This is a genomic window from Pseudoduganella lurida, from assembly GCF_007830455.1.
Lineage (GTDB): Bacteria > Pseudomonadota > Gammaproteobacteria > Burkholderiales > Burkholderiaceae_D > Rugamonas > Rugamonas lurida.
The window spans coordinates 37,764-64,638 of record NZ_VLLB01000015.1 but is presented as its reverse complement, the minus strand read 5'-3'; the positions used below and the strand labels follow the sequence as shown (position 1 = coordinate 64,638).

The 26,875-nt window shown below is 66.9% G+C and carries 22 protein-coding genes; 11 read left to right on the top strand and 11 right to left on the bottom strand.

Annotated features, from left to right (window positions below):
* From IP91_RS26140 to IP91_RS25355, 5 genes are all read left to right on the top strand, one after another.
* On the top strand, nt 1–1,995 hold a 1,995-nt coding region (locus tag IP91_RS26140), incomplete at its 5' end, for an SPM autocatalytic domain-containing protein (protein WP_199754766.1).
* A 176-nt stretch (nt 1,996–2,171) separates the two neighbouring features.
* The gene (locus IP91_RS25370) at nt 2,172–4,316 is read left to right on the top strand and encodes a peptidase domain-containing ABC transporter (RefSeq protein WP_145653300.1); all 2,145 of its coding nucleotides are present in this window, start codon (nt 2,172–2,174) and stop codon (nt 4,314–4,316) included.
* A complete protein-coding gene (locus IP91_RS25365) occupies nt 4,289–5,650 on the top strand; it encodes an HlyD family type I secretion periplasmic adaptor subunit (RefSeq protein WP_145653298.1) in 1,362 nt (453 codons plus the stop codon). The genes IP91_RS25370 and IP91_RS25365 overlap by 28 nt, the downstream gene beginning before the upstream one ends.
* Before the next feature lie 5 nt (nt 5,651–5,655).
* Complete coding sequence (locus tag IP91_RS25360) at nt 5,656–7,074, top strand: glycosyltransferase (RefSeq protein ID WP_145653296.1); 1,419 nt, start codon at nt 5,656–5,658, stop codon at nt 7,072–7,074.
* Between the two features lie 13 nt (nt 7,075–7,087).
* Entirely contained in the window at nt 7,088–7,729 is a 642-nt protein-coding gene (locus IP91_RS25355) for a hypothetical protein (protein WP_145653294.1), read from the top strand.
* Between the two features lie 12 nt (nt 7,730–7,741).
* On the opposite strand, the gene IP91_RS25350 is transcribed toward IP91_RS25355, so the two are convergent.
* Entirely contained in the window at nt 7,742–10,261 is a 2,520-nt protein-coding gene (locus IP91_RS25350) for an O-linked N-acetylglucosamine transferase, SPINDLY family protein (RefSeq protein WP_145653292.1), read from the bottom strand.
* A gap of 114 nt (nt 10,262–10,375) precedes the next feature.
* Between IP91_RS25350 and IP91_RS25345 the strand changes: the two genes are divergently transcribed.
* Nucleotides 10,376–11,866, top strand: a complete 1,491-nt coding sequence (locus tag IP91_RS25345; protein ID WP_145653290.1) for a glycosyltransferase — start codon at nt 10,376–10,378, stop codon at nt 11,864–11,866.
* Between the two features lie 48 nt (nt 11,867–11,914).
* On the opposite strand, the gene IP91_RS25340 is transcribed toward IP91_RS25345, so the two are convergent.
* The 9 genes from IP91_RS25340 to IP91_RS25300 form a co-directional block, all read right to left on the bottom strand.
* Nucleotides 11,915–12,811, bottom strand: coding sequence for an NAD-dependent epimerase/dehydratase family protein (locus IP91_RS25340; RefSeq protein ID WP_145653288.1), 897 nt, complete (start codon nt 12,809–12,811; stop codon nt 11,915–11,917).
* Nucleotides 12,808–13,362 carry a dTDP-4-dehydrorhamnose 3,5-epimerase gene (gene rfbC / locus IP91_RS25335; protein ID WP_145653286.1) on the bottom strand — a complete coding sequence of 185 codons (555 nt, stop codon included), beginning with the start codon at nt 13,360–13,362 and terminating at the stop codon, nt 12,808–12,810. The genes IP91_RS25340 and rfbC overlap by 4 nt, the downstream gene beginning before the upstream one ends.
* 3 nt (nt 13,363–13,365) lie before the next feature.
* Nucleotides 13,366–14,691 carry a lipopolysaccharide biosynthesis protein RfbH gene (rfbH, locus tag IP91_RS25330; RefSeq protein WP_145653284.1) on the bottom strand — a complete coding sequence of 442 codons (1,326 nt, stop codon included), beginning with the start codon at nt 14,689–14,691 and terminating at the stop codon, nt 13,366–13,368.
* A 9-nt stretch (nt 14,692–14,700) separates the two neighbouring features.
* Nucleotides 14,701–15,777 (bottom strand): CDP-glucose 4,6-dehydratase, encoded by a 1,077-nt coding sequence (gene rfbG, locus IP91_RS25325; protein ID WP_199754765.1) that lies wholly within the window; start codon nt 15,775–15,777, stop codon nt 14,701–14,703.
* A complete protein-coding gene (gene rfbF / locus IP91_RS25320; RefSeq protein WP_145653282.1) occupies nt 15,774–16,547 on the bottom strand; it encodes a glucose-1-phosphate cytidylyltransferase in 774 nt (257 codons plus the stop codon). The genes rfbG and rfbF overlap by 4 nt, the downstream gene beginning before the upstream one ends.
* An 82-nt stretch (nt 16,548–16,629) precedes the next feature.
* Entirely contained in the window at nt 16,630–17,184 is a 555-nt protein-coding gene (locus IP91_RS25315; RefSeq protein ID WP_145653280.1) for a GNAT family N-acetyltransferase, read from the bottom strand.
* Nucleotides 17,181–18,302, bottom strand: coding sequence for a DegT/DnrJ/EryC1/StrS family aminotransferase (locus IP91_RS25310; RefSeq protein WP_145653278.1), 1,122 nt, complete (start codon nt 18,300–18,302; stop codon nt 17,181–17,183). The genes IP91_RS25315 and IP91_RS25310 overlap by 4 nt, the downstream gene beginning before the upstream one ends.
* Complete coding sequence (locus tag IP91_RS25305) at nt 18,299–18,727, bottom strand: sugar 3,4-ketoisomerase (protein ID WP_371860651.1); 429 nt, start codon at nt 18,725–18,727, stop codon at nt 18,299–18,301. Before IP91_RS25305 ends, IP91_RS25310 begins: the two co-directional genes overlap by 4 nt.
* Before the next feature lie 8 nt (nt 18,728–18,735).
* Nucleotides 18,736–19,614 (bottom strand): glycosyltransferase, encoded by an 879-nt coding sequence (locus tag IP91_RS25300; protein ID WP_145653274.1) that lies wholly within the window; start codon nt 19,612–19,614, stop codon nt 18,736–18,738.
* A 187-nt stretch (nt 19,615–19,801) separates the two neighbouring features.
* Here IP91_RS25300 and nudC point away from each other — a divergent pair, with 187 nt between their 5' ends.
* On the top strand, nt 19,802–20,614 hold the full coding sequence (gene nudC, locus IP91_RS25295) for an NAD(+) diphosphatase (protein WP_145653272.1): 813 nt from the start codon (nt 19,802–19,804) through the stop codon (nt 20,612–20,614).
* A gap of 64 nt (nt 20,615–20,678) precedes the next feature.
* Complete coding sequence (folE, locus tag IP91_RS25290; protein ID WP_145653269.1) at nt 20,679–21,242, top strand: GTP cyclohydrolase I FolE; 564 nt, start codon at nt 20,679–20,681, stop codon at nt 21,240–21,242.
* A gap of 130 nt (nt 21,243–21,372) precedes the next feature.
* On the opposite strand, the gene IP91_RS25285 is transcribed toward folE, so the two are convergent.
* A complete protein-coding gene (locus tag IP91_RS25285; RefSeq protein WP_145653268.1) occupies nt 21,373–21,771 on the bottom strand; it encodes a hypothetical protein in 399 nt (132 codons plus the stop codon).
* Between the two features lie 129 nt (nt 21,772–21,900).
* Here IP91_RS25285 and IP91_RS25280 point away from each other — a divergent pair, with 129 nt between their 5' ends.
* From IP91_RS25280 to IP91_RS25270, 3 genes are read left to right on the top strand one after another with little or no spacing between them, the layout of a single operon-like run.
* Nucleotides 21,901–25,389 (top strand): response regulator, encoded by a 3,489-nt coding sequence (locus IP91_RS25280; protein WP_145653266.1) that lies wholly within the window; start codon nt 21,901–21,903, stop codon nt 25,387–25,389.
* A 40-nt stretch (nt 25,390–25,429) separates the two neighbouring features.
* The gene (locus tag IP91_RS25275; protein WP_199754767.1) at nt 25,430–26,263 is read left to right on the top strand and encodes a CheR family methyltransferase; all 834 of its coding nucleotides are present in this window, start codon (nt 25,430–25,432) and stop codon (nt 26,261–26,263) included.
* Nucleotides 26,263–26,871 (top strand): chemotaxis protein CheB, encoded by a 609-nt coding sequence (locus IP91_RS25270; RefSeq protein ID WP_145653264.1) that lies wholly within the window; start codon nt 26,263–26,265, stop codon nt 26,869–26,871. The genes IP91_RS25275 and IP91_RS25270 overlap by 1 nt, the downstream gene beginning before the upstream one ends.
* Nucleotides 26,872–26,875: the final 4 nt, after the last annotated feature.

Below are 26,875 nucleotides of genomic sequence, written 5' to 3'. Positions count from 1 at the left end.
ACCAGCAGCCAGATCGGCGCGCTGACCACGTCCGTGATCGCCAATGGCCTGACCTCGGCCCAGATCGTCGGCCTGACGACGTCGCAAGCCTCCGGCCTGACGTCCACCCAGGTTGGTGCCCTGTCGACCGCCGTGCTGGCAGCCCTGCCAACGGCCGACCTGGCCGCCCTGCAGACCCGTGCCCTGGCCGGCCTGAGCTCGGCGCAGATCGATGCCCTGAACTCGGCGCAAGTCGTGGCCCTGACCACCGCACAAGCCGGTGCCCTGAACTCGGCACAAATCGCCGGCCTGACGACCGACATCGTGCAAGCGATGGAAACGGCGGATGTGAAAGCCCTGTCGACCAGCGTCATCGCCGGCCTGAGCTCGGCCCAGGCGGCGGCACTGACGACGACGCAGATCGCCGCCCTGTCCAGCGGCCAGATCGGCGCACTGGGTACGGCACTGTTCGTCTCCGGCCTGACGACCGCCCAGATCGCGGCACTGAGCACCTCGCAAGCAGCCGGCCTGTCCAGCGGCCAGATGGCTGCCCTGTCGACCGCGAATGTCGCCGCCATCGAAACGGCCGACCTGCGCTCGATCTCAACCCGTGCATTCGGTGGCCTGACCTCCAACCAGGTCGCGGCACTGACCTCGACGCAGATCGGCGCGTTGACCAGTGGCCAGCTTGGCGCACTGAGCACCACGGTGCTGAGCAGCGGCCTGACGTCGGCCCAGATCGTCGGCCTGTCCACGGCACAAGCCGCCGGCCTGACGTCGAACCAGCTGACGGCGCTGTCCACCGGCGTGCTGGCGGCACTGAGCACCGGCGTGGTCGCCGCCCTGCAGACCCGCTCGATCGCCGCCCTGACCTCGGCGCAGATCGATGCCCTGAACTCGGCCCAGATGGTGGCACTGACCACGGCCCAGGCAGGTGCGCTGACCTCGACGCAGTTCGCCGGTCTCACGACCGACATCGTGCAGGCGCTGGAAACGTCCGACCTGCGTGCCCTGCGCACCAACGTGATTGCCGCGCTGACCACGCAGCAGGCCGCCGCGCTGACGACGACGCAGTTCGCTGCGCTGACCACGCAGCAGTTCAAGGTGTGGACAACGGAGCAGATCGTGGCGCTGACCACGAACCAGATCCACGCCATGACGTCGTCGCAGCTGCACGCGCTGACCAGCGCGCAGACCTCGGCCTTCACGACGGCACAGATCAACGCGCTGCCGTATTACACGCCGATGGTGCTGGACCTGGACAACAACGGCATCGACACCATCAGCAAGTCGGCCGGCGTCAAGTTCGACCTGCTGGGCAACGGTACCGAAGTGAACACCGGCTGGGTGGGTGGCAACGACGGCCTGCTGGCCCTGGACCGCAACGGCGATGGCAAGATCAACGATGGCACCGAGCTGTTTGGCGCAGGCACCACGCTGGCCAATGGCAAGAAGGCCACCGACGGCTACGAAGCCATGCGTGAACTCGACACCAACGGTGACGGCGTCCTGGATGCCGGCGACAAGGCCTTCGGTGACCTGCGCGTGTGGGTGGATGCCAACGGTGACGGCGTCAGCCAGGATGGTGAACTGACCAGCCTGACCGAGCGCGGCATCGTGTCGATCGGCCTGGATGGACAGAAGGATGGCACGGCAAACAACGGCAACTTCGTCGGTGCGAGCTCGAGCTACCAGACGGCCGATGGCAGCAGCCATACCATCGGTGACGTCTACTTTGCGACCTCGCCGTTGCAGAGCGGTGTCAGCAGCATGAAGCAGGCGATGGCATCGTTCGGCGCGGAGACCGGCAGCACGGCAGTCACGACCGCCAAGCTGGACGTGGTCGACAGCGGCAAGACGCTCGGCGCCAGCGCCGGCATGCTGGCCGACGCCATGCGCCAGTTCAATGCCGGCTCGGCGTCGCCAGCCTCGGCGATGTCGGACACCGACGCGCTGAAGCTGAAAGCGCTGCAATCGTCCGGCAGCCACGGCATCCTGGCAGCACCCGGCAAGTAAGGCCTGCGGCGTACGCGCCGTATGCTGACTGAACGGCAAGACCTCCGGGTCTTGCCGTTTTTCTTTGTCCGCGATACTGCTGGAAATTGTTTTTCGCCCCAGCATGACTGCGGTAGAATGCCCCGTCGTGCAAGCACGCTACAAGGCGGTGTTGATGTCCAATCCAGACCCTCGCAATGCAAGATAAATTTGCCCACACCACAGTGCAGTGCCTCACGGCCGTCGCCCAGCACCATGGCATCCAGATCAACCCGGACCGCCTGATCGACGAATACGCACTGGGTGCCGAGGAGCCCAACGATGGCTTGCTGTTGCGGATGGCCAATGACATCGGCCTGAAGGCCAAGGTCGGCAAGCTGGGCTGGCAGGGTCTGCTGAACCAGGGCGGCGTCTATCCGCTGCTGGCCCGCCTGAACAATGGCGACATGGTCATCGTCGTCGGCGCCCGCGGGGAAGGGGAGGCGGCGCAGGTGGCCGTGCTCAATCCCGGCGCTGGCGGTGCCGAGATCACGATGATGGAGCGGGCCGCGTTCACCGCGCAGTGGAGCGGCACCGTGCTGTTCGTCAAGCGCCAGCACAAGCTCACCGACCCCAACCAGCCTTTCGGCCTGCGCTGGTTCATCCCCGAGCTCCTGAAACAGAAAGCGGCCTTCCGCGACATCTTCATCGCGGCCCTGGCGATGCAGCTGCTTGCGCTCGCCTCGCCGATGTTCTTCCAGCTGGTCATCGACAAGGTGCTGACGCACCAGAGCATCACCACGCTGTGGGTGCTGGCGGCCGGCATCACCATCGCGCTCGTGTTCGATGCCCTGTTCGGCTTCCTGCGCCAGACGCTGACGCTGGCCGCATCGAACAAGATCGACATCCGCCTGACCCGGCGCGCATTCGCCCACCTGCTGTCGCTGCCGATCGATTATTTCGAGACCACCACGGCCGGCATCATCACGCGCCACATGCAGCAGCTGGAAAAGATCCGCAGCTTCCTGACCGGCCGATTGTTCTTCACGGGCCTGGACCTGATCTCGCTGGTGGTGTTCCTGCCCATCCTGTTCAGCTACTCGTTCAAGCTCACGCTGATCGTGCTGGTGTTCACGCTGCTCATCGCCGGCATCGTGATGGCGATGGTGCCTACCTTCCAGCGCCGCCTGAACGCGCTGTACAGCGCCGAAGGCCAGCGCCAGGCGATGCTGGTCGAGACCATCCACGGCATGCGCACCGTGAAGGCGCTGGCGATCGAACCGAACCAGCGCCGCAGCTGGGACCAGCGCTCGGCCGAATCGATCACGATGCACTTCCGCGTGGGCCAGATCTCCATCGTCGGCAATGCCGTGACGGATTTCCTGGGCAAGCTGATGCCGATCGTGCTGATCGTCGTCGGCGCACAGGACGTGTTCGACCAGACGCTGACGGTCGGTGCGCTGATCGCCTTCCAGATGCTGTCGCAGCGCGTCACGTCGCCGCTGATCGCGCTGGTGGGCCTCGTCAACGAATACCAGGAAACCGCGCTGTCCGTAAAGATGATGGGCGAGGTGATGAACCGGGCGCCGGAAGGGCGCGCCGGCGCCGGCGGCCTGCGCCCCGTGCTGAAGGGCGAAATCCGGTTCGACGACGTGAGCTTCCGCTATCCGGGCGGGCAGAGCCTCGCACTGGACCGCACCGCATTCACGATCCAGCCCGGCACCGTGGTGGGCATCGTCGGGCGCAGCGGTTCCGGCAAGACCACGCTGACCAAGGTCATCCAGGGGCTGTACGCGGTGCAGGAAGGCATCGTGCGCTTCGACGGCTTCGATGCGCGCGAGATCGAGCTGTCGCACCTGCGGCGCCAGATCGGCGTCGTGCTGCAGGAGAATTTCCTGTTCCGCGGCACGATCCGCGAAAACCTGATGGTCACCAAGCCCGACGCCACGTTCGAGGAAATGGCCGAAGCGGCCGCCGCGGCGGGCGCGGACGAATTCATCGAACGCATGCCGCAGGGCTATGACACGCTGCTGGAAGAAAACGCGTCGAACCTGTCCGGCGGCCAGAAGCAGCGCCTGTCGATCGCCCGCTCGCTGCTGGCCAAGCCGCGCATCCTGATCCTCGACGAAGCGGCCAGCGCGCTCGATCCGGAAAGCGAAGCGATCTTCATCCGCAACCTGTCGCGCATTGCCGTGGGCCGCACCGTGGTGATGATCTCGCACCGCCTGTCCACCCTGGTCAACGCCGATTCCATCCTCGTGATGCAGCGCGGCCGCCTGGCCGACGCCGGCCGTCATGAAGAGCTGCTGACCCGCAGCGACACCTACCAGCATCTATGGAACCAGCAAACCAGCCACCTCTGAGGGGCCGCAAGCGCAGCGAGGGCGAGGCGACCGAGACGGATTTCCTGCCGGACGCCGATGCCATCGAACGCATGCCGCTGCCGCGCTACCTGCGCCTCACGCTGCACGTCCTGGCCGGTGCGCTGCTTGCCTTCATCGTCTGGGCCAGCGTGTCGCAGGTCGATGTCATCGTCAGCGCGCCCGGCCGCCTCGTCAACCGCACCCCGAACATCGTCGTGCAGCCGCTCGAGACCTCGATCGTGCAGCGTGTCACCGTGCGGCCCGGCCAGGTGGTGCGCAAGGGCGAGGTGCTGGCGATGCTCGATCCCACGTTCACGCAGGCCGACGAAGCGCAGCTGCGCAACCGCATGCGCAGCCTCGAAACGCAGGCGCAGGGCCTGCAGGGCGAACTGACCGGCAAGCCGGGCGCCAGCACCGGCCAGGGCAGTGCCGACGAAATGCTGCAGGCGCAGATCGCCAGCGAGCGCAGGGCCAATTTCACGGCGCAGCGCGCCAAGATGTCGGAAAACATCGCCAGGCTGCGCGCCAGCGTGGACACCAACAAGCGGGACCAGCAGGTGCTGGCCGAGCGCCTGAAGTCGCTGTCGCAGATCGAGGCGATGCAGGAGCGCCTGGTAGCCGAGAACTTCGGCGCCAAGCTGCAGCTGCTGGAAGCGCGCGACCGCCGGCTGGAAGTGGAACGCACGCTGGTCATGAGCCGCAACAAGGATATCGAGATGGCGCGCGAGCTGGCCGCCACCGAGGCCGAGATGGCGGCGTTCGACAAGAGCTGGCGCCAGAAGGCGATGGAGGACCTGCTGTCCGCCACGCGCGAGCGCGACAGCCTGGCCGAGCAGCTGGCCAAGGCCGACAAGCGCCACCAGCTGGTGACGCTCACGGCACCGGCCGATGGCGTGGTGCTCGAAGTGAGCAAAATGTCCACCGGCTCGGTAATCCGCGAGGCCGAGCAGATGTTCGTGCTGGTGCCGCTCGGCGCGAAGATGGAAGCGGAAGTGCAGGTCGAGTCGCAGGACGTGGGCACGCTCAAGCTGGGCGCGCCGGTGCACGTGAAGCTCGATGCGTTCCCGTTCCAGAAGCACGGCATGCTGGACGGGAAAGTGCGCAACATCAGCGAGGACGCCTTCCGCCGCGAGCAGGTGGCGCAGGGGCAGGGCGATGCCTATTACGTGGGCCGCATCGAGCTGGGCCCCGTCCGGATGCGCAATATGGCGCAGGCCCGCCTGCTGCCGGGCATGACACTGAATGCCGAGATCGTGGTTGGCCGGCGCTCCGTGATGTCCTACCTGCTGTGGCCACTGACGAAGGCCCTCGACGAAGCGATCCGCGAACCCTGACGGCCATGACGACACGGACCCTCGACCTGGGCTGCACCGGCCTGCCGCAGAATCCCTTCCATGCCGAGGAGGTGTGCGGCACCGCCGCCGTGGCGCGGCCGGCCGATGGCGTTGCCGCGGCCGACCTGCAGCGTGACGCGCTGCCCTATGCGGACTGCAGCTTCGATTACCTGAGCGGGTTCGACGTGCTGGCGCGGCTGCCGCGCCTGGTGCACCTGCCGGCGCCGCGCAATGCCTTCGTCGAACTGATGAACGAAGCGTGGCGCGTGCTGAAACCGGGCGGCCATTTCTTCGTGCTGGTGCCGGGCCCGGGCCCCGCGATGCAGGCCGATCCCGCCATCGTCAACATGATCAACGAGCACACCTTCCCCCTGTATTTCGGCCGGGCGGCCACGAAAACCCCGGGGTTCCGCGGCGCCTTCGAGGTGCTGCGCCAGGAATGGCGCAACGACGGGCGCGGCGAACAGCTGTGCGCCGTGCTGCGCAAGGTGGAGCCGGGCCCGGCACCCGTCGCGCACACCGGCCTGGTCAGCGTCGTGATCCCCGTCTACAACGGCGCGCGCTACATCGGGCAAACGCTCGACTCGGTGCTGGCGCAGACGCATCGCGAGCTGGAAGTGCTGGTCATCGATGACGGTTCTTCCGATGGCAGCCACGCACTGCTGGAAGAATACGGCCGCAACGACCCGCGCGTGCGCGTGCTGCGCACGCCGGCGAACCTGGGCACCGCGCCGCGCGTGCTCAACTTCGCGCTGCCCCACGTGCGCGGCGACTACTTCGTGTATTCGTCGCAGGACGATCTGTTTTCCGCCGACTGGCTCGCCGCCATGCATGCCCGCGCCGTCGCCACGGGGGCCGATGCCGTGGTGCCGGACGTGGTGCTGCACTACCCGGCGGACCCCGCGCTCGACCGCGTCCTGTCCGGCCTGCGCGGCGACCGCGATGTGGAGCTGTCCGGACGCGACGCCGCGGCACATTCGCTCGACTGGTCGATTCCCGGCAATGCCCTGTGGCGCGCCGGCCTGGTCAAGTTTTTCGGCTTCAAGGAATTCGGGCTCAACTCGGACGAGTATTCGGCCCGGCTGCTGTTCATCAATGCCAACAAGGTCGTGTTCAGCGGCGGCACGTTCTACTACCGGCAGGACAATGCCGCGGCCGTGACGAAGCGCTTCACGTACCGCAGCTTCGACTTCGCCTACACGCAACTTCGCCTGTACCAGTTGCTCGCCGCCGAAGGCTATCCGGCCGACGTCCTGCAACGCGAGGCGCTGAAGGCCCTGTCGACCCGCAACCAGCTGCAGGCCTGGCTGGACGGCCCGGAAGGCGCGTCGTTCACTGCCGACGAACGGGCCGCGGCGCAGCAGCGGCTGGACCGGGTCACGCGCGGCATGCGGCCGGACCCGATGTTCGCGGCCGTGCTCTAGGGGTTTCATCATCGTGAAAAAATTCAGCATCGGCTACATCAGCCACAAGCAGCAGACGCATGAGCGCTACCTCGGCCCGAGCCTGGCCGCGCTGCAGGGCGATTTCGACGTGCTGTCCACCAGCGACGTGGACTATCCCGCTGCCAACTACAACGACATGCTGGAGCGCTGCCAGACCGAGTACCTGATCCTGGCCCACCAGGACATCAGCTTCCCGCCGGACCTGCTGGCACGGATCGAAAGCACGATGGCCGTGGTGCCCGACTTCGGCGCGCTGGGCGCCGTCGGCCGCGATGCGAGGGGGTTCTACCGCTGGTCGGAACCGGGTGCGCTGTTCGAAGTGGACACGCTCGACTGCTGCTTTCTCGTCGTGCGCGCCGATACGCCCTGCCGCTTCGACACCGCCAACTTCGGCGAATACCACCTGTATGTGGAAGATTTCTGCTGCCAGGTGTCGCGCCTGCAGGGCAAGAAGATCTATACGCTGCTGACCGGCTCCGGGGAGCTGAGCGACAACCTGTACCAGCCCGGCTACGTGCCGCAAAAACTGGTGCACCACAGCGCCACCGTCAGCAAGCAGGGCTTCGGCTGGGGGCGCTACCAGGAATTTCGCGACATCCTCGCCCGCAAGTGGGGCGAGGTGCTGACCACCTGACCGGCCGGCCCGTCAGCCAGCGCGGGCGCGCACGATGTACTGGAACACGGTGGCATCCTCGCCGGCCAGGCCGGGATTGGCGCCGCCCGCCGCGGCCAGCTGGCCCAGCGCGGCCAGGGTCGGCTGGTCCGGCACCGAGCGCATGGCGGCGCGGATGTCCAGCAGCCTGTAGCCGCATTCATTGAGCAGTTCCACCAGCGTGGCGCGCGAGAACCAGCGCAATTGCCCGCGCGGCATCAGGTCGCCGTCGTAACGCAGCTCGCCCTTCGCCAGCTGCAGCTGCAATTCCCAATACTGCGCATTGCCGATGCAGGCGACGATTTCCACGCCGCCCTGCGCATCGGCCGCGATGCGCTTGAGCAGCGCCCACGGGTCGCGCAGCGTTTCCAGCGTGTTCGGGAACACCCAGCACTGCGCTGGCGCCAGCGCCGGCAGGTGTTCGCCGGCCGGCAGTTCCGGGTCCTGCGCCACCAGCGCGCTGCACCACTGGCTGCCGGCGGCGCTTTCCGCGTTTGTACCGAGGGCCACGTAAGTGGAACGGGGATGGCGATAGCGCCAGTGCTGTGCCAGCGTTGCGCCGCCCACTTCGACGACGCGCGCGGCGCCGGGGCGCAGCATGTCCAGCATCGCCTGCTGGGCCGGCGTGGCAGGGTCCGGCGTGGGCACCGCCTGCGCCGGCGCGGCGGGCGCCACGGGCACGCCGGCCGGCCGCTTGACGACGCTGGCCAGCACGTCTTCCAGCTGCCGCACGAAGCGGGGGGTGTCGAACAGGTCGCTGCTGTCGCGGTGCTCCGCCAGCCACGCACGCAACTGCGCCAAGCGCGGCTGGTCCACGGCCAGTTCGACGGCGCGGCGTTCGTACGCGTCCAGGTCGAACGTCACCAGCTCCGGCAGCCCCACGGCATGCAGCAGGCTGCCCGCCATGCGCGACGAGAACGTGCGGCCGCTGCAGGTCAGCACCGGCAGGCCGGCCCACAGCGCGTCGCTGGCCGTGGTGCCGCCGTTGAACGGCGCGGTATCCAGGAACAGGTCGGCGAGCTGGTAGCGCGCCAGGTACTCGGCCGGCACGGCACGGCCGGCAAACAGCACGCGCTCCGGCGCCACGCCCTGCGCCTGTGCCTCGCGCAGCAGGTTGGCGCGGGTTTCCTCGGCGTCGGACACGAGCCACAGCACGCTGTCCGGCACCTGCCGCAGGATCCGCATCCACGCGCCGTACACGTCCGGCGTGATCTTGAATGCGTTGTTGAAGGCGCAGAACACGAATGCCTCATCGGGCAGGCCGACGGTGGCCCGCTGCGGCCGCGCCGCGATGGCGCGCTGGCGGTCGTTGATCTGGAAGCAGCTGGGCATGTGCAGCGGCTTCTCCGTGAAGTAGGGTTCTAGTGCCGGCGGCAGCACGAACGGATCGGCGATCACGTAATCGATGCCGGGAATCGCCGTCGGCCCCGGCAGGCCCAGCCAGGTGGCCTGCACGGGAGCCGGGCGATGGCACAGGATCGCCGGCCGCGCGCCGAGCGTGAGGCCATGCAGGTCGACCAGGATGTCGATCTCGTGGCTGCGGATCAGCTCCGCGGCCTGCAGGTCGGACAGGTGGCCGATATGGATGTAGTGGTCCATCGCCCGCACCACGCGGGCACGCAGCGGTGAATTGTCCTCGCGGCTCCAGCTGAAGCCATACACCTCGACGCGGCTGCGGTCGTGCAGCTCGTACAGTTCGGCCGTGAGGATCGATACCGCGTGCGAATTGAAGTCGGAGGACAGGTAGCCGATGCGGATGCGGTCGTGCGCATAGCCCTCGGCAGCCGCCAGGTGCGGCACGTTGCTGTCGACCTTTTCCGCGATGAAGCGGCGCGCCGCGGCCAGGTGGTCGGCCGGATCGCCGGAGGCGCTCAGCATCGCCAGCGCGGCCGTCGCCTCCAGCTTGCGCTCGAACGCAATCTCCGGCATGCCGTCGAAGACGGGCCAGCGGCACAGCTTCTGCCGCAGGTGGACCCAGTGGGTCAGCACGTTGCGCTGGTTCGGGTCGACGTGCAGGCTGCGCTCCAGCATGTCCAGCGCTTCCGGGAAGCGCTTGCTGATTTCCAGCAGGCGGCCCAGGTTGTTCAGCGTCTGCAGGTGCAGCGGCTGGTTCAGCGCGGCCGGCACCGCTGCCTCGCCCAGGATTTCCTGCCAGGTGGCCAGCGCCTCGTCCGGCTGGCCCATCCGCTCGAGCAGGGTGCCCAGGTTCAGGCGCGCCTCGATGAAACCGGGATTGCGGGCGATCGCATCGCGGTAGGCCGCTTCGGCGCCCGCGTTGTCGCCCAGGTCCGACAGCATGACACCGAGGTTGAAGCACACCGCGTACGCCACCGACGAATGGCAGCGCGCCAGCCAGAGCTGGAACAGCGCGACGGCGCGCAGCTGCTGTCCGGCCTCCGCCAGCAGCTGGGAACATTCGAAGAGTTCGACCAGCGGGAGCTTGCCCTGTTCGGCTAACTCGAAAGCGGCGTCGATGCGGGCGTTCAGGGCGGTGGAGGGAACGGTAGCGGTCATGCGGGAATGATACCGCGTTGCCCGAGGTCGGCGCCACGTTTGTCGGGCTTGCGGCGATGAATCATCCACAGGTAGTATCTGGCATCCGCCATTCCGGCAGCGCCCTGGATTTCCATGACCACTGAGACCACTTCTTCGCCGGCGGACGATGTTTTCGCCCTGATCAATGCCGCGCAGGAACTGGTTGCCGCAGGCCGCGCGGACGAGGCGGAGAGGCGCTACCGGGACTGGCTGGCCGCCCACGATTCGCCGCTGCGCTATGCCGTGCAGTTCAACCTGGCGCAGCTGCTTGCCGGCCGCGGCGCCGATGCCGAGGCAATGGACGAATACCGCCGCGTCATCGCCGCGCAGCCGGCGTTCGCGGCCGCCTACCTGCAACTGGGCCTGCTGCTGCGCGCCGGCGGGCACACGCAGGAAGCGCTGGACACGTGGAGCGTCATGCTGGGCAAGATCGATCCGGCGGCCGACCTGGCCACCTGCGTGGCGGGTCTGAACCACCTTGGCATGCTGCTCGAGGACCTCGGCCGCGCCCAGCCCGCACAGCAGATGTATGCACGCAGCCTGCAGCACTTCCCGCAGCAGCCGGAGATCGGCGCGCGCGCGGCGGCGCTGGCCGCTGTGCAGGCAAGCCAGGCTGCCGCGGCGCCGCCGCCGACCGATCGGATCTGCGAACCGGACAACGTGGTGGTGCCGATGGTCAGCATCCTGATCCCCACGCACAACCGGCCGGACTACGCGGAACTGGCGCTGCAAAGCGCGCTCGCCCAGACCTGGCGCAACATCGAGATCGTCATCAGCGACAACAGCGACGACGGCCTGACGGAAGAGCGCTTCGCACCCTATGCGGCGGCCCATCCGTGCATCCGCTATGTGCGCATTCCCAGCTGCGGCGTGCTGGACAACTTCCGCAGCTGCCTGCAGCATGCGCGCGGCGAGTACCTCAACTTCCTGATGGACGATGACCTGTTTCATCCGCAAAAACTGGAGCGGATGATGGACAGCCTGCTGGGCCAGTCGACAGTGGGCTTCGTGACGTCGTTCCGCCAGCTGATCGACGGCGACGGCCACCCCATCGAGCAGACTGCCAGCACGGCGCGGCTGATGGACACGCCGAACCTCGTCGGCGGCCCGGCCATGGCGCGGCACGTGCTGTTGAGCGGCATGAACGTGATTGGCGAGCCGACCACGGTGCTGTTCCGCCGCAGCGCACTGCGCGAACCGTTCGGTGAACTGTATGGCCAGTCGTACCAGGTGATCACCGACCTGTCGGCATGGTTCTCGATCCTGTCGCACATGCATTGCGTGTACCTGCCGGAAGCGCTGAGCTTCTTCCGCATCCACGGCAACCAGGACCAGCGGCGGCCTGCCACGCAGATCCGCGGCGCCATCGAGAATCTGCGCCTCCTGTGCGATGTTTACCAGCACACCCCGGCCGTGCTGGCGGGGGCCGACGTGCATGGGCTGCTGACAGCGCGCCTGACGCAGTTCATCACGCTGATGGCGAACTGGCAGGCCGAAGTGCGCGAACACGGCTTCGACCCGGAAGTGATCCAGGCCCTGGTGCGGCAGGCCACGGGCCTGCTGCTCGACCCGCCGGCACGCTGAGCGCGTACCGGTGACACAGACGCCTGGCGGGCCAGGCGCTCGGCTTGCTCAGGTGCTGCCCAGCAGCCGCGCCAGGCCATCTTCCAGCGTGACGCGCGGCTGCCAGCCGGGCAGCGTGCTGTAGCGCGTCCACGGCTGCATCACCTCGCGCGGCCGGTAGGGACGGCCGCCCCATTCGATATCGAGCGGCAGGCCGGACACGCGCGCGAAGGTGGCCGCCAGTTCGCGTAGCGGCAGCGGCCGGCCGCTCGAGACGCCGAAGGCCTCGCTGGCCGCGCCGGCGCCGGACAGCAGGCGCCCGGCCGCCGCCACGAAGGCATCGACCACGTCGTCGATGTACACGAGATCGATCAGCTGCTCGCCCGGCGACATGGCCAGGTGGGCACCGGAGTGCGCCGTCTTCTGCAGCAGGTGCATCAGCTTCGGGCGCGGGTCGCCGGGCCCGTAGGTATCGAACAGCTTCAGCGTGACGCTGCGCAGCGGCGTGCAGGTGGTGTAGTAGCGCAGGATGGCCTCGAACGCCTGCTTCGTGGCGGCATACAGGCAGACCGGATCGTAGTCGCCATCCTGGTAATGCTGCCAAGAGGTGCCCGTGTTGAGCAGCCGGTGCGCGCCGGCGGCCACCATCGCCTCCGCCAGCTGGGTGGAGAACAGCACGTTCGATTCGATCAGCCGTTCGGTGTCGTCCGGCCCGTGCTGGGCCAGGAACAGCGAGGCGAGGTGGAATACCACATCCGGCCGCGCGGCACCGACGATGGCGCGCAGGCCGGCCGAACTGCCGTCGTGCACATGCACATGCAGCGCCCCGTCGGCAGGCAATGCGGCGCGGCTGGAGGCGGGCCGCAGCACCACGTGCACCTGCCAGCCATCGGCCAGCAGGCGCCGGGTCAGGGCGGCGCCGATGAAGCCGGTGGCGCCCGTGAGCAGTGCGGTCGGCCCGCTCATGCCGGCGCCTGGTAGCGGAACGGTGACGCGAACTGCGCCAGCGTGGCGAACTGCTGGTCGCGCGCGGACAGCTGCGGGGCCGTGACGGGCCAGTCGATGCCGGCCGAATTCCACAGGATGCCGCTGTCGCTGTCGGGCGCGTACACGGTGGTGACCTTGTACACCATCAGCGCATCGTCCGTCAGCGCGCAGAAGCCGTGCGCCACGCCGGGGGCCAGGTACAGCATGCAGCCATTGTCCTCGCTCAGCTCCTGGGTCAGGTGCTGCCCCTGCGTGGGCGAGCCCTGGCGCAGGTCCACGGCGGCATCGAACACGGCGCCCCGCACGCAGTACACCAGCTTTGCGTGTTCATGCGGCGGCGTCTGGAAATGCAGGCCGCGCAGCACGCCCCGGTGCGATGCCGAGTAATACTCTTCGCGAAAGTCCGTCGCCAGGCCATGCTCACGGAAGATCTCCGCGTGGAACGTCTTGACGAAGTAACCGCGCTCGTCGCGCCGGATGTCCGGCACGATCAGGTGGCAGCCTGCAAGGGCGGTGGGCAGGATGCGCATGGGTCAGAAGTTCACGCCGAAGAACGCTTCGATCTTGTCGATGGCGTAGTCCAGCATCTCGCGCGTCAGGCCCGGGTAGACGCCGATCCAGAACGTGTCGTTCATCACGCGGTCCGTGTTGGTCAGCTCGCCGGACACGCGGTAGTTCCGGCCGATCATGTACGGCTGGCGCGTCAGGTTCCCGGCGAACAGCAGGCGCGTGCCGATCTTGTGCTGGTCCAGGTAGGTCAGCAGGTCGACGCGCGTCAGGTTCGCTTCCGGCTTCAGCGTCATCGGGAAGCCGAACCAGGACGGGTCCGAGCCTTCGGTGGCTTCCGGCAGGATCAGGAATTCGGCGCACGACTGCAGGCGTTCCTTCAGGTAGGCGAAGTTGTCCTTGCGGGCCTGGATGAAGCCTTCGGCGCGGTCGATCTGCGCCAGGCCGCAGGCGGCCTGCATGTCGGTGATCTTCAGGTTGTAGCCCAGGTGGCTGTAGGTGTACTTGTGGTCGTAGCCTTCCGGCAGCGTGCCCAGCTTCCAGCAGAAGCGCTTGCCGCAGGTATTGTCCTTGCCCGGCGGGCAGTAGCAGTCGCGGCCCCAGTCGCGGAACGATTCGGCGATCTGCTTCAGCTCGTGGTTGTTGGTGAACACGGCGCCGCCTTCGCCCATCGTGATGTGGTGGGCCGGATAGAACGACATCGTGCCGATGTCCCCGAAGGTGCCCACCATCTTGCCGCGGTAGGTCGAGCCCAGCGCGTCGCAGCAGTCCTCGATCAGCCACAGCTTGTACTTGCGGCACAGCGCCGTGATCACGTCGAGGTTGTACGGGTTGCCCAGCGTGTGGGCCAGCATGATGGCCTTGGTCTTCGGGCCGATGGCCGCTTCCAGCTGCGTCACGTCGATGTTGTAGGTGCCCAGTTCCACGTCCACGAACACGGGGATCGCGCCGAACTGGATGATCGGGTTGACGGTGGTGGGGAAGCCCGCCGCCACGCCGATCACTTCGTCGCCCGGCTGGATGGCGCGCGCGCCCAGCCGCGGCGACGTCAGCGTGTTGAACGCCACCAGGTTGGCGGAGGAACCGGAGTTCACGGTGATCAGGTGCTGCACGCCGATCAGCCTGGCAAGCTTCGCTTCGAACTGGTCGTTGAAGCGGCCGGTGGTCAGCCACGCGTCGAGCGAGGCTTCCACCATCAGTTCCATTTCCGGCGCGCCGACCACCTTGCCCGCCGGCGGGATCAGCGTGACGCCCGGCTCGAAGGGGCGCGGCTGGCTGGCCAGCGCACCGTACTGGACCACCAGGCCGATGATCTGTTCGCGCAGTTGTTCCTTGGTTTTCGCTTCGCTCATTGTTCTGCCTTACGTGTTTGCGGTGTTTTGATAGGTGGCGATCTGCGCCAGCGTGACGGCGCGCATGTCGGCGCCGGCCGCATGCGCCTTGTGCCAGGCCACGATGTGGTCCAGCGTTTGCCCCAGGTCCCAGCGCGGCTGCCAGCCCAGGCGCGCACGCGCCTTCGAGCAGTCGAGCTTCAGGTAGGTGGCTTCGTGCGGCTGCGGCGCACCATCGAGCTGCCAGGCGGCGCCTTCGCCCCAGCGCTGGCACAGCCGTTCGACGATCCACTGCACGGGACGCGCATCGGTATCGTGCGGGCCGAAATTGAAGCCTTCGGCGAACCCGGCGCCGTGCTCGAACAGGTGCTCGGCCAGCGCCAGGTAGCCCGACAGCGGTTCCAACACGTGCTGCCATGGCCGGATCGCGTGCGGGCTGCGGATCTGCACCGGCGTGCCCTGCGCAATGGCGCGCATCATGTCCGGCACCAGCCGGTCCTCGGCCCAGTCGCCGCCACCGATCACGTTGCCGGCCCGGCCGGAACCCAGCGCCACGCCGTGCTGCGCATGTTGCGCCGGATTGAAGAACGAGGAGCGGTAGGCGCCGGTGACCAGCTCCGCGCAGCCCTTGCTGTTGCTGTACGGGTCGTAGCCGCCCATCGGCTCGTTCTCGCGGTAGCCCCAGGGCCACTCGCGGTTGTCATAGCACTTGTCGCTGGTGACGTTGACCACGGCGCGGATGCCCGGCGTGGCGCGCACGGCCTCGAACAGGTGCACCAGTCCCATCACGTTGGTGGCGTAGGTTTCCACCGGGTGCGCGTACGAGTAGCGTACCAGCGCCTGCGCGGCCATGTGGAGGACGATGTCCGGGCGGGCCGCCTGCAATGCCGCCTGCAGGGGCGCTGCTTCGCGGATGTCGCCATGCAGCGAGCGCATGCCGTCCGCCACGCGGGCCGCTTCGAACAGGCTGGGCCGGCTCGGTGGCGCCAGCGCGAAGCCCGTCACCTCGGCGCCCAGCGCCTGCAGCCACAGCGACAGCCAGCTGCCCTTGAAGCCGGTATGGCCGGTCAGGAAGACCCGCTTGCCGGCCCAGAATGCGGGATTCATGTCCAGACCTTCCACGGCGCCTGCCCGGATTGCCACAACTCCTCGAGATGCAGCTTGTCGCGCATCGTGTCCATCGGCTGCCAGAAACCGGCATGCCGCCAGGCGGCAATCTGGCCGTCGCGCGCCAGGTTTTCCATCGGTTCCTTTTCCCAGATCGTGGCATCCTCCGCGATGTAGTGCAGCACCTTCGGCGACAGCACGAAGTAGCCGCCATTGATCCAGCTGCCGTCGCCCTGCGGCTTTTCACGGAAGTGCAGGATGCGTTCGCCCTCCATCTCGACGGCGCCGAAGCGGCCCGGCGGCTGCACCGCCGTCATCGTGCCGAGCAGGCCGTGCTCGCGGTGGAACGCGACCGAGGCGGCAATGTCCACGTCCGACACGCCATCGCCATACGTGAAGCAGAACGCTTCCTCGTGTTCGATGAAGCGCTGCACCCGTTTCAGGCGTCCGCCCGTCATGCTGCTGTCGCCCGTATCGACCAGGGTCACCTTCCACGGTTCCGCGAAGCGCTCATGCACCTCCATCGAATTGGTGGCCATGTCGAACGTGACGTCCGACGTGTGCAGGAAGTAGTTGGCGAAGAACTCCTTGATCACGTAGCCCTTGTAGCCGCAGCAGATGACGAAGTCGTTGATGCCGTGGGCCGAGTACTGCTTCATGATGTGCCACAGGATCGGCTTGCCGCCGATCTCCACCATCGGCTTCGGCTTGACCGTGGTTTCTTCGCTGAGGCGGGTGCCAAGGCCCCCGGCAAGGATGACTGCTTTCATAGGATTCCGGTCGGATGATCGAGGGGTAGGTCAAATGTGCTGGCGGCCGGGCCGCACGCAGGCTTGAGCGGCATGGCCGGCTTCACGCGATCCGTACGCCTTGCGGCAGTATCGTCTGGTACTTGTCCAGCATGGCGCGAATTTCGTCCGGCCCGATTTCGAAGAAATAATCGAGCTCGTTCTCGTCGACGATCCGCGCACCGGAGCGCTGGTGGAAGCTGATGACGCCGGCGTTTTCGCGCCGCACGTCGAAATGCGCGGCCGTGAAACCCAGGTGCAGCGCGTAGTGGTACACCATCAGCGCCGATTCGATGCCGAAACCGGCGGGTGCATCGTCCGCCTTGATCCACGAGCCCCAGCAGAACGAGGCGCCGCGGCGGTCGTACAGGCGCACCGTGCCGACCGGCTTGCCGGCCGTGTTTTCGATGATGAAGTAAAGCTGCTCGGGGTCGTTCGCATAGCGTTCCAGCCATGCCGTCTGTTGCGCCACGTCCGGCGCGGTGGCCGACAGGTAGCGGTTCTTGCTCGCATCGGTGCGCAGGCCGAGGATGAACCCGGCATCGGCCGGCGTGGCGTCGCGGAACACGAGCTTGTTGCCGTGCACGCCACCGGGCCGCAGGAAGCGGGGGGCGTTCATGACGCCGTTTCCAGCCCGGCCACGATGGCGCGCACGGCCGCGGCGACTTCATCGGCCTGTGCGATGCTCATGTGCGGCCCGATCGGCAGGCTCAGTACTTCACGGTGGATCGCTTCCGCAACCGGCAGCGAGCCCTCGCGGTAGTCCAGCGCCGCGTAGGCCTCCTGCAGGTGCGGCGCGATCGGATAGTGCACGATGGTGCCGATGCCCCGTTCCGCCAGCCGTGCCGCCAGCGTGTCGCGCTGCGCATGGCGCACCACGTACAGGTGCCATACGGGTTCCGTCCACGCCGGCACCACCGGCAGCGTCAGGCCGGGAGTGCCGGCCAGCCGTTCGGTGTAGCGGGCGGCGATGGCACGGCGTTGCGCATTGCCGTCGTCCAGCGCGTCCAGCTTCACGTTCAGGAGCGCGGCCTGCAGTTCGTCCAGGCGCGAATTGAAGCCCTGCACCAGGTTGTGGTACTTCTTCTGCGAGCCGTAGTTGCGGTAGGTGCGCAGCAGTTGCGCCAGCGCCGCATCGTCCGTCGTGATGGCGCCGCCGTCGCCCAGCGCGCCCAGGTTCTTGCCGGGATAGAAGCTGAACGCGGCCGCGTCGGCCAGGCTGCCCGTGCGCCTGCCATGGCAGGTGGCGCCATGGGCCTGCGCCGCGTCTTCCAGCAACTTCAGCTTGTGGCGCCGCGCGATGGCCACGATGGCCGGCATGTCGGCCGGCTGGCCATACAGGTGCACGGCCACGATGGCCCTGGTGCGCGGCGTGATGGCCGCTTCGATGCGGGCCGGGTCGATGTTGTACGTGCCTTCCACCGGTTCCACCGGCACCGGCGTGGCGCCGCACTGGCTGACGGCGAGCCAGGTGGCGATGAAGGTATTGCTCGGCACGATGACTTCGTCGCCGGGCTGCATGCCCCAGGCACGCAGCACGAGCATCAGCGCATCCAGGCCGTTGGCGACGCCGATCGCCTGCGCGCTGCCACAGTAGGCCGCGAAGCGCTGCTCGAACTGCTCGACTTCCTTGCCCAGCACGTACCAGCCCGACTGCAGCACGCGGCGGAAGGCCGCTTCCAGTTCGGCTCCCTGGCTGGCATTGATCGCCTGCAGGTCCAGGAAAGGCACATTCATGATTGGCTTTCGTTCCCGCCGCGCTGCTGTACCATCGCGGCGAATTCGTCGTAGTCGTAGTAGTAGTCGCTCTTGTCGAACTTCGTCGATGCCATCACGAGGCACACGCCGCCGGACGAGAAATTCTCCACTTCGCGCCACATCAGCTTCGGGATATACAGGCCGTAGTAGGAGCGGTTCAGGTGGAATTTCTTGCGTTCGTAGCCGTCGTCGACGATCACGTCGAAGCTGCCCGACATCGCGATGATCAGCTGCTGCAGTTCCACGTGGCCGTGGCCCGCGCGGGCCGAGCCGCCCGGCACGTCGTACAGGTAGTACACGCGCTCGAGGTCGAACGGTACGTGAATGCCGCCTTCCACCACCGACAGGTTGCCGCGCGGGTCATTGTGCCGCGGCAGGTCGATGATGCGGCAGTGTTCCATCATTGCCATACTCAGTCCTTCAGCGTTTGCAGGTAGGCGCCGTAGCGCTCGAACGATGGGGCGATCTGCGTGAAGATGCCGCGCAGCGACAGCTGGACCTCGGTCACTTGCGCTTCCGTCGCCAGCAGTTCCGCCGTCGAGATCTTGCCGGTGGCATGCGCCGCGGGCAGCAGGTCGATGTAGTCGGAGAAGCAGTAGCCCAGGTTCGGATTCGAGGCGGGATTCGAATTCGATTCCAGCGTCTGGTCGCGCCGGAAGTAGCTCAGTTCCTCGTCGATATAGCTGGCGACGCCATGTTCCGCGAGATTGAAGTAGGCCGCCACGTCGGCCAGCCCGTTGGTGCAGTCATGGCCGCCGATCTCGAACAGGCGATGCGGACCGATGCGCCACAGCGTGGCGCGGCGGAACAAGATGCTGGAGAACTCGCCGACGAAGTTGCGCATCCCCAGCGTCATGTTGCGCTGCAGTTCCAGGCCCGTCATCGTGCCGCTCACGTCGAACGGCCGGCGCGTTTCGACCCGCATATTGTTCGCATCGATCACCTGCGACGCGGAGAACACCAGTTCCACGTCCGGCCGGCTGGTGGCCGACGCCACCATGCGCTCGATGCAGAACGGGTGCAGCAGGTCGTCGTCGAACAGCGGCTTGACGAACTGTCCCTTGCCGGAAAAGAAGGCGGAAATCACGTTGTCGGCGCGAATGACGCTGCAGCGCTGGTAGATGACCTGGGGGAAGCGGGCGCAGATGTCGCGGATCTGTTCGGTGGGACAGTTGTCCGAGACGAGTATCTCCGTGTTCGGATAGGTCTGACCGATCGCCGAGCGCAGGGCCTGCTCGAAATGGGCAGGCTTGTAGGTCGGCATCACGATACTGACTTGAGGCAGAGTCATCGGTTTCCTTATCGGCTGAGCGCGGATACAAAAGGCCCAGTCGGCATCTTGGCTTGCTGCTTTTGGGAAGTGTAATCATACCTTGTTGCAAGAGGCGCCAGTAAGGAAAAGTTGCTGGGCGCCACCATGGGCCGGGCACGTTTGTAGCAAAGCGGCTACCATGGACAGCCCGACCGGAAAACGTCCCATGCTCAAGACCCCCGACGACTTCATCCCGCTGCTGGCCGTGCCGGCGGGCGCGGAAATACCGCTGACTTTTCTCTTCCACAATGGCCGCCTGCTGCTGCGTGCCGATGCACTCGCGGTGCCGGACGGCACGCCGCCCGTGCCGATAGCCGCCGACCGCCTGCACCCGGTCGGCTTGTGGAGCGGCCGCTACTGCCAGGCGGCATGGACGGACAACGACGCGCTGCCGGACGCCACCCACGCCTGGTACCCACTGCGCAGCCTGTTCGGCGTGGCGGATGACGCCTTCATCGCCGTGGCCGGCCGCGCCAGCCAGATCGCGGCCTGGGCGCGCAGCCATCGCTACTGCGGCGTCTGCGCGGCGCGCATGGTGCGGGCCGAGGGCGAGCGGGCGTACAAGTGTCCGGAGTGCGGCTTCACGGCCTATCCGCAGATCTGTCCGGCCATGATGGTGCTGATCCGCAAGGGCGACCAGGTGCTGCTGGCCAGCCACGCCAATGGCGCCACCACGCGCTACACGGCGCTGGCCGGCTTCCTGGAGGCGGGCGAATCGGTGGAGGAGGCGGTGCACCGCGAGGTGTACGAGGAAGTGGGCCTGCGCGTGCACAACCTGCAGTATTTCAGCAGCCAGTCATGGCCGTTCCCGAACTCGCTGATGATCGCGTTCACGGCGGACTACCTGTCCGGCGAGATCCGCACCGACCCGGCCGAAATTGCCGATGCGCGCTGGTTCGGGCCGGGCGATCCGTGGCCGGAGATCCCGCACGCCGTGTCGATCGCCAGCGCCTTGCTGGCTGCGCACCGGCCCCGGTAGGGACGGGTCGTTGGCTGCATTGGCTGTATACTGGCGGATACTTCATTTATTCAAGCAGCCCGATATGTCCAAAGACTCCTTTTCCGAACAAGACTGGAAACGCTTCCTGACCTCGCTGGGCGAGGACCCGGACCGTCCCGGCCTGGCGGAAACCCCGCACCGCGTGACCAAGGCCTGGAAGCACTGGACCTCCGGCTATGACCAGGACCCGGTCGCGCTGCTGAAGGCGTTCGAGGACGGCGCCGAACAGTACAACGAGCTGATCGTCGTGCGCAACATTCCCGTCTACAGCCACTGCGAGCATCACCTGGCGCCGTTCTTCGGCAAGGCCACCATCGGTTATCTGCCGAAGGGCAAGATCGTCGGCCTGTCGAAGCTGACTCGCCTAGTCGACTGCTTCGCCAAGCGCCTGCAGGTGCAGGAACGCATGACGGTGCAGATCGCCAACACGCTGATGGAGGTGCTGGAGCCGAAGGCGGTCGGTGTCGTCGTCAAGTGCCGCCACCTGTGCATGGAAAGCCGCGGCATCCGCACGCCGGGCGAAGAGACCATCACGTCCGCCATGCTGGGCGAGCTGCAGCCGAACCTGGCGCTGCGCACCGAGTTCCTGGCCCTGGCGCGCGACTGATCGACTGTCCAGTTCGTGTCCACCTTGGGGTCAACCCTGTTTTCGGACACGAGCTCGGCATTGAAACTGCCGAATTCGTGTCCGATTTTGGGGTTGACCCCATGGTGGACACGAGCACAGCCGTGGCAGGCTACTGCCCTGGCGCTTCCGTGAAGGTGATCTTGTCGATCTCGGCGTTGAAGTCGCCGACCTTGGTGCCGGTGGCGGGGCCCTCGGCGGAAACCAGCGAGCACGATTGCGTTTCCACGTGCCAGACCTGGCTGCCGGCGCGCAGGCTCCAGCGGTTGTCGCCGTCGCTGAACAGTTCCATGTGCGTGTCTTCCAGCGGCAGCTCGGCCAGGTCGATGCGGCGCTGGCAGTCCGGCTGGCGCGCGGCCATCAGGATGAAGCGGCCCTGGTCGCTCCAGAAATAGTCCTGCTGGCGCCGCACGGTCAGCGTGTGTTCCTGGCTGCTGTCGGCATAGAAGGTGGCGGAATCGTTGTAGCAGCCCGCCAGCAGCAGGGGAGTCAGGAAAAGCAGCTTGCGCATGATGGTCGTCCGGCCGGTGGATATCGGGCCGATTATAACGACGCGCGCACGATTGCCCAACTGAACAGTAATCTTGCATATGGGATAAACTCCCCGCTTCCTCCGTCCCGATTTTCGTCCCGACCCGCCATGCCCCAGAACCGTATCGACGACCAGACCTTCCGCCGCATCCTGTTTCGCAACATCACCCTGCCGCTGGCCGCGGGCATCGTCAGCGCCGGCGTGTTCGTGGCGGTGTTCGTGTACCTGCTCAATGCGCTCACCCTGGTCGAGCACTCGGAACGGGTGATCGGCAATGCGCAGGAATTGCGCAAGCTGGCGGTGGACATGGAGACGGGCGTGCGCGGCTTCCTGCTGACGGGAGACGAAGTGTTCCTGTCGCCCTACAAGCTGGCCAAGCCGAAGATGGAGACGGGGCTGAACACGCTGTTCGAACTGGTGGAGGATAATCCCACCCAGGTCGACCGCCTGCGCAATATCCGCGCCCAGCACGCGCAATGGGAACGGGCCGCGCTGGACATGGTCAAGCAGCGCAACACGGGCGGCGATTACCTGTCGAGCGTGCGGGCGCAGCGGGGCAAGATCGAATTCGACGAGCTGCGCACGCTGTTCCAGTCGTTCATCTCGACGGAGGAGCGGCTGCGCATGGAACGCTCGGCCGATGCCAAGAGCGTCACCTACATCACCGTGGCCGGCTTCCTGACCATCAGCCTGATCCTCTCCGGCATCCTGGCCTACTTCGGCCGCAGTGAGCTGATGCGCCTGTCCGCGGCCTACAACGCCGCGCTGGGCGAGCAGGCCACGCATGCCGACCGCATCCAGCGCCAGGCCTGGATGCGTTCCGGCCAGAGCCAGCTGGCGGAGCAGGGCATCGGCCAGCTGTCCACCGGCGCGCTGTCGGCGGCGCTGCTGCACTTCCTGGCACGCTACCTGGATGTGGTGGTCGGGGCGATCTATGTGCGCGAGACGGACGGCACGCTGCGCCGCACCGCCGCGCTGGGCTTCTCGGCCGAGGACGAGGAACGGGGCCGCGTGGTGCAGCAGGGCGAAGGCGTGATCGGCCAGGCCGCGCAGAGCCGCCGCCTGGTGCAGCTGGAGAACCTGCCGAAGGATTACCTGAAGCTGACGTCCGCGCTGGGCAGCACCACGCCGACCCATGTGCTGGTCATGCCCGTCACGAACGACGGCAAGGTCAACGGCGTCGTCGAACTGGGCTTCCTGCACCCGGTGGGCGAGCGCGAGACGGAATTCCTGAACCTGGTGGCGGACAACCTGGGCACGGCGATCGAGGCCACGCTGGCACGCCAGCGCATGCAGGAACTGCTGGTCGAAACGCAGCAGCTCAACGAAGAGCTGCAGGTGCAGCAGGAAGAACTGCGCACCGCCAACGAGGAACTGGAAGAGCAGTCCCGCGTGCTGGAGGAATCGCAGGCCAGCCTGGAAAACCAGAAGGCCGAACTGGAGCAGACCAACGAGCAGCTGGGCGAGCAGGCGCAGGCGCTGGACCAGAAGAACACCGCGCTGAACGAGGCGCAGACGATGCTGGAAGAGCGCGCGCTCGACCTGGAACGCGCCAGCCAGTACAAGTCGCAGTTCCTGGCCAATATGTCGCACGAGCTGCGCACGCCGCTGAACAGCTCCCTCATCCTGGCCAAGCTGCTGTCGGATAACTCGCAGGGCAACCTGAACGAGGAGCAGGTGCGCTTCGCGCAGACCATCTACTCGGCCGGCAACGACCTGCTGAACCTGATCAACGACATCCTCGACATCTCCAAGGTCGAAGCGGGCAAGCTGGAACTGAACCCGGAGGAACTGCGCCTGCAGCAGGTGGTGGAAGGCCTGCGCCGCACCTTCGAGCCGCTGGCCCAGCAGAAGGGCCTGGCGTTCACGCTGGCGTTCGATCCGGGCCTGCCGGAAACGATTTATACGGATTGCCAGCGCCTCGAACAGATCCTGAAGAACCTGCTGTCGAATGCGCTCAAATTCACCGACGAAGGTGCCGTGACGCTGCGCGTGACGCCGGGCCGCAGCGGCGAAGTGTGCTTTGCCGTGACGGACACCGGCATCGGCATCCGCGCCGACCAGCACGACACGGTGTTCGGCGCCTTCCAGCAGGCCGACGGCACCACCAGCCGCAAGTACGGCGGCACGGGCCTGGGCCTGTCGATCTCGCGCGACCTGGCCACGCTGCTGGGCGGCTCGATCCGCCTGAAGAGCGCCGAAGGCCAGGGCAGCACGTTCACGCTGACCCTGCCGGCGCAGTGGGCCGCCGCGCCACGTGGCGACGAGCCGCTGACGTCCCTGCTGCCGGCCGCCGCGCCGGCGCCACAGCCAGCCCGCCCGGCGCCACCGTCCATGCAGATCGAGGTGCAGGCACCTGCCACCCCGACCAAGCGCGCGTTCGACGACGACCGCGAGAAATCCGCGCCGCCGGAGCGCAGCGTGCTGGTGATCGAGGACGAACCGGCGTTCGCGCGCATTCTGTACGACCTGGCGCACGAGATGGACTACCGCTGCCTGGTGGCCTTCGCCGCGGAGGAAGGCCTGCAGATGGCCGAGCAGTACCAGCCGAATGCGATCCTGCTGGACATCCGCCTGCCGGACCGCTCCGGCCTGTCGGTGCTGCAGATGTTGAAGGACAACCCGCGTACCCGCCACATCCCGGTGCACGTGGTGTCGGCCTCCGATTCCGGCGAGGCGGCCCTGCACATGGGCGCCGTGGGCTTCGCGCTGAAACCGACCACGCGTGACGAGCTGCTGGACGTGTTCGAGCGCCTGGAGCAGAAGTTCACGCAGAAGATCAAGCGCATCCTGCTGGTGGAAGACGATGCGCGCCAGCGCGACAGCGTGGTGCAGCTGATCTCCGACAAGGACATCGAGATCGAGGCGGTGGAATCGGGCGGCGAGGCGCTGGCGCTGCTGAAGACCACCATCTTCGACTGCATGATCATCGACCTGAAGCTGCCGGACATGCAGGGCAACGAGCTGCTGCAGCGCATGTCGCACGAGGACATCGCCTCGTTCCCGCCGGTGATCGTCTACACGGGCCGCAACCTGACGCGCGCCGAGGAAGCGGACCTGCACAAGTACTCGCGCTCGATCATCATCAAGGGCGCCCGCTCGCCGGAGCGCCTGCTCGACGAAGTGACGCTGTTCCTGCACAAGGTGGAATCCGAGCTGTCGACCGAGCGCCAGACGATGCTCAAGACGGTGCGCTCGCGCGACCGCGTGTTCGAAGGCCGCCGCATCCTGCTGGTGGACGACGACGTGCGCAACATCTTCGCACTGACCTCCGCGCTGGAGCAGAAGGGCGCCATCGTGGAGATCGGCCGCAACGGTTTCGAGGCGCTGGAAAAACTCGACACGGTGGCCGAGATCGACCTGGTGCTGATGGACGTGATGATGCCGGGCATGGATGGCCTGGAAGCGACGCGCCGCATCCGCGCCGACGCCCGCTTCACGCGCCTGCCGATCATCGCCATCACGGCCAAGGCGATGAAGGACGACCAGGAACAGTGCCTGGCCGCCGGCGCCAACGACTACCTGGCCAAGCCGATCGACCTGTCGCGCCTGTACTCGCTGCTGCGGGTCTGGATGCCGGCACTGGACCGGATCTGATTTGACGAATCCCGACATCACCGGCACGGACCTCAGTCTCATGACGCAGCACCGCCAACTGCACAGCGACACCGACATCGAATTACGCATGTTGATGGAGTCGATCTACCTGAAGTACAGCTACGACTTCAGGGACTACACGGGCGCCTCGCAGAAGCGCCGCGTGGTGTATGCGATGCACGAGATGGGCTGCGAGACGATCTCGCAGCTGCAGTCGCGCATCGTGCACGAGCCGGCCGCGTTCTTCGAGCTGCTGCAGTACCTGACCATTCCCGTCACGGAGATGTTCCGCGACCCGACCTATTACGCGGCGCTGCGCGAGCACGTGATGCCGGTGCTGTCCACGTATCCTTCGCTGAAGATCTGGGTGGCCGGCTGCAGCACCGGCGAGGAGGTGTATTCGCTGGCGATCCTGCTGAAGGAAGAGGGGCTGCTCGATCGCAGCATCATCTACGCCACCGACATCAATCCGCAGTCGCTGGAGAAGGCCAAGAAGGGCGTTTTCCCGCTCGATAACATGCGCGCCTACACGGCCAACTACCAGGCCGCGGGCGGGCGGCGCTCGTTCGCGGACTACTACACGGCGGCCTACGATGCGGCGCTGTTCGACCGTTCGCTGGCCGAGAACATCACGTTCGCCGACCACAGCCTGGCCACCGATGCCGTGTTCGCGGAAACGCAGTTCATCAGCTGCCGGAACGTGATGATCTATTTCAAGAAGCGCCTGCAGGAGCGCGCGCTCGGGCTGTTCCACGAATCGCTGTGCCACCGCGGCTTCCTGGGCCTGGGCAGCAAGGAAAGCATCGACTTTTCCGCCTATGGCCCCCGCTTCGAGCCGGTCGTCAAGCGTGAGCGCCTGTTCAGGAAGCTGTGATGGCACAGGCGTCGCTCGATCTCGCGCTGCACGGCCGCCGCTTTGGTGCGGTGGCGATCGGCGCATCGGCGGGCGGCGTCAACGCGCTGATCGACATCCTGCCCGGGCTGCCGCGCAGCTATCCGCTGCCGATCGTGGTGGTGCTACACGTGATGCGCGGGCGCCAGAACCAGCTGGTGGACGTGTTCCGCCAGCGCGTGGAGCTGCGCGTGGAAGAGGCGGCGGACAAGGATGCGCTGGCGCCCGGCACGCTGTATTTCGCGCCGGCCGACTACCACCTGTCGATCGAGGAAGGGGGCGTGTTCTCGCTGAGCCTCGAGCCGCCGGTGCATTTCGCCCGCCCGGCGATCGACATGACGATGGAGTCCGCCGCGGACGTGTACGGCCGCGGCCTGTGCGGCGTGCTGCTGACAGGCGCGAATCATGACGGCGCCGCCGGCCTGGCCGCCATCGGCAAGGCCGGCGGCCTGACGGTGGTGCAGGAACCGGCCGAGGCGCAGGTGGCCGTGATGCCGAACGAAGCGATCCGCAGGCGCGCCCCCGACCTGGTACTGCCGCTGCGGGATATCCGCAAGCTGCTTGCAATGCTGACCGGCGAAGTCGGGTAAGCTG

Coding starts and splice junctions, on each gene's coding strand:
- IP91_RS25370 (WP_145653300.1), top strand. CDS start 2,172: ATGCAAGATAAATTTGCCCACACCACAGTGCAGTGCCTCACGGCCGTC.
- IP91_RS25365 (WP_145653298.1), top strand. CDS start 4,289: ATGGAACCAGCAAACCAGCCACCTCTGAGGGGCCGCAAGCGCAGCGAG.
- IP91_RS25360 (WP_145653296.1), top strand. CDS start 5,656: ATGACGACACGGACCCTCGACCTGGGCTGCACCGGCCTGCCGCAGAAT.
- IP91_RS25350 (WP_145653292.1), bottom strand. CDS start 10,261: ATGACCGCTACCGTTCCCTCCACCGCCCTGAACGCCCGCATCGACGCC.
- IP91_RS25345 (WP_145653290.1), top strand. CDS start 10,376: ATGACCACTGAGACCACTTCTTCGCCGGCGGACGATGTTTTCGCCCTG.
- IP91_RS25340 (WP_145653288.1), bottom strand. CDS start 12,811: ATGAGCGGGCCGACCGCACTGCTCACGGGCGCCACCGGCTTCATCGGC.
- rfbC (WP_145653286.1), bottom strand. CDS start 13,362: ATGCGCATCCTGCCCACCGCCCTTGCAGGCTGCCACCTGATCGTGCCG.
- rfbH (WP_145653284.1), bottom strand. CDS start 14,691: ATGAGCGAAGCGAAAACCAAGGAACAACTGCGCGAACAGATCATCGGC.
- rfbG (WP_199754765.1), bottom strand. CDS start 15,777: ATGAATCCCGCATTCTGGGCCGGCAAGCGGGTCTTCCTGACCGGCCAT.
- rfbF (WP_145653282.1), bottom strand. CDS start 16,547: ATGAAAGCAGTCATCCTTGCCGGGGGCCTTGGCACCCGCCTCAGCGAA.
- IP91_RS25315 (WP_145653280.1), bottom strand. CDS start 17,184: ATGAACGCCCCCCGCTTCCTGCGGCCCGGTGGCGTGCACGGCAACAAG.
- IP91_RS25310 (WP_145653278.1), bottom strand. CDS start 18,302: ATGAATGTGCCTTTCCTGGACCTGCAGGCGATCAATGCCAGCCAGGGA.
- IP91_RS25305 (WP_371860651.1), bottom strand. CDS start 18,727: ATGATGGAACACTGCCGCATCATCGACCTGCCGCGGCACAATGACCCG.
- IP91_RS25300 (WP_145653274.1), bottom strand. CDS start 19,614: ATGACTCTGCCTCAAGTCAGTATCGTGATGCCGACCTACAAGCCTGCC.
- nudC (WP_145653272.1), top strand. CDS start 19,802: ATGCTCAAGACCCCCGACGACTTCATCCCGCTGCTGGCCGTGCCGGCG.
- folE (WP_145653269.1), top strand. CDS start 20,679: ATGTCCAAAGACTCCTTTTCCGAACAAGACTGGAAACGCTTCCTGACC.
- IP91_RS25285 (WP_145653268.1), bottom strand. CDS start 21,771: ATGCGCAAGCTGCTTTTCCTGACTCCCCTGCTGCTGGCGGGCTGCTAC.
- IP91_RS25280 (WP_145653266.1), top strand. CDS start 21,901: ATGCCCCAGAACCGTATCGACGACCAGACCTTCCGCCGCATCCTGTTT.
- IP91_RS25275 (WP_199754767.1), top strand. CDS start 25,430: ATGACGCAGCACCGCCAACTGCACAGCGACACCGACATCGAATTACGC.
- IP91_RS25270 (WP_145653264.1), top strand. CDS start 26,263: ATGGCACAGGCGTCGCTCGATCTCGCGCTGCACGGCCGCCGCTTTGGT.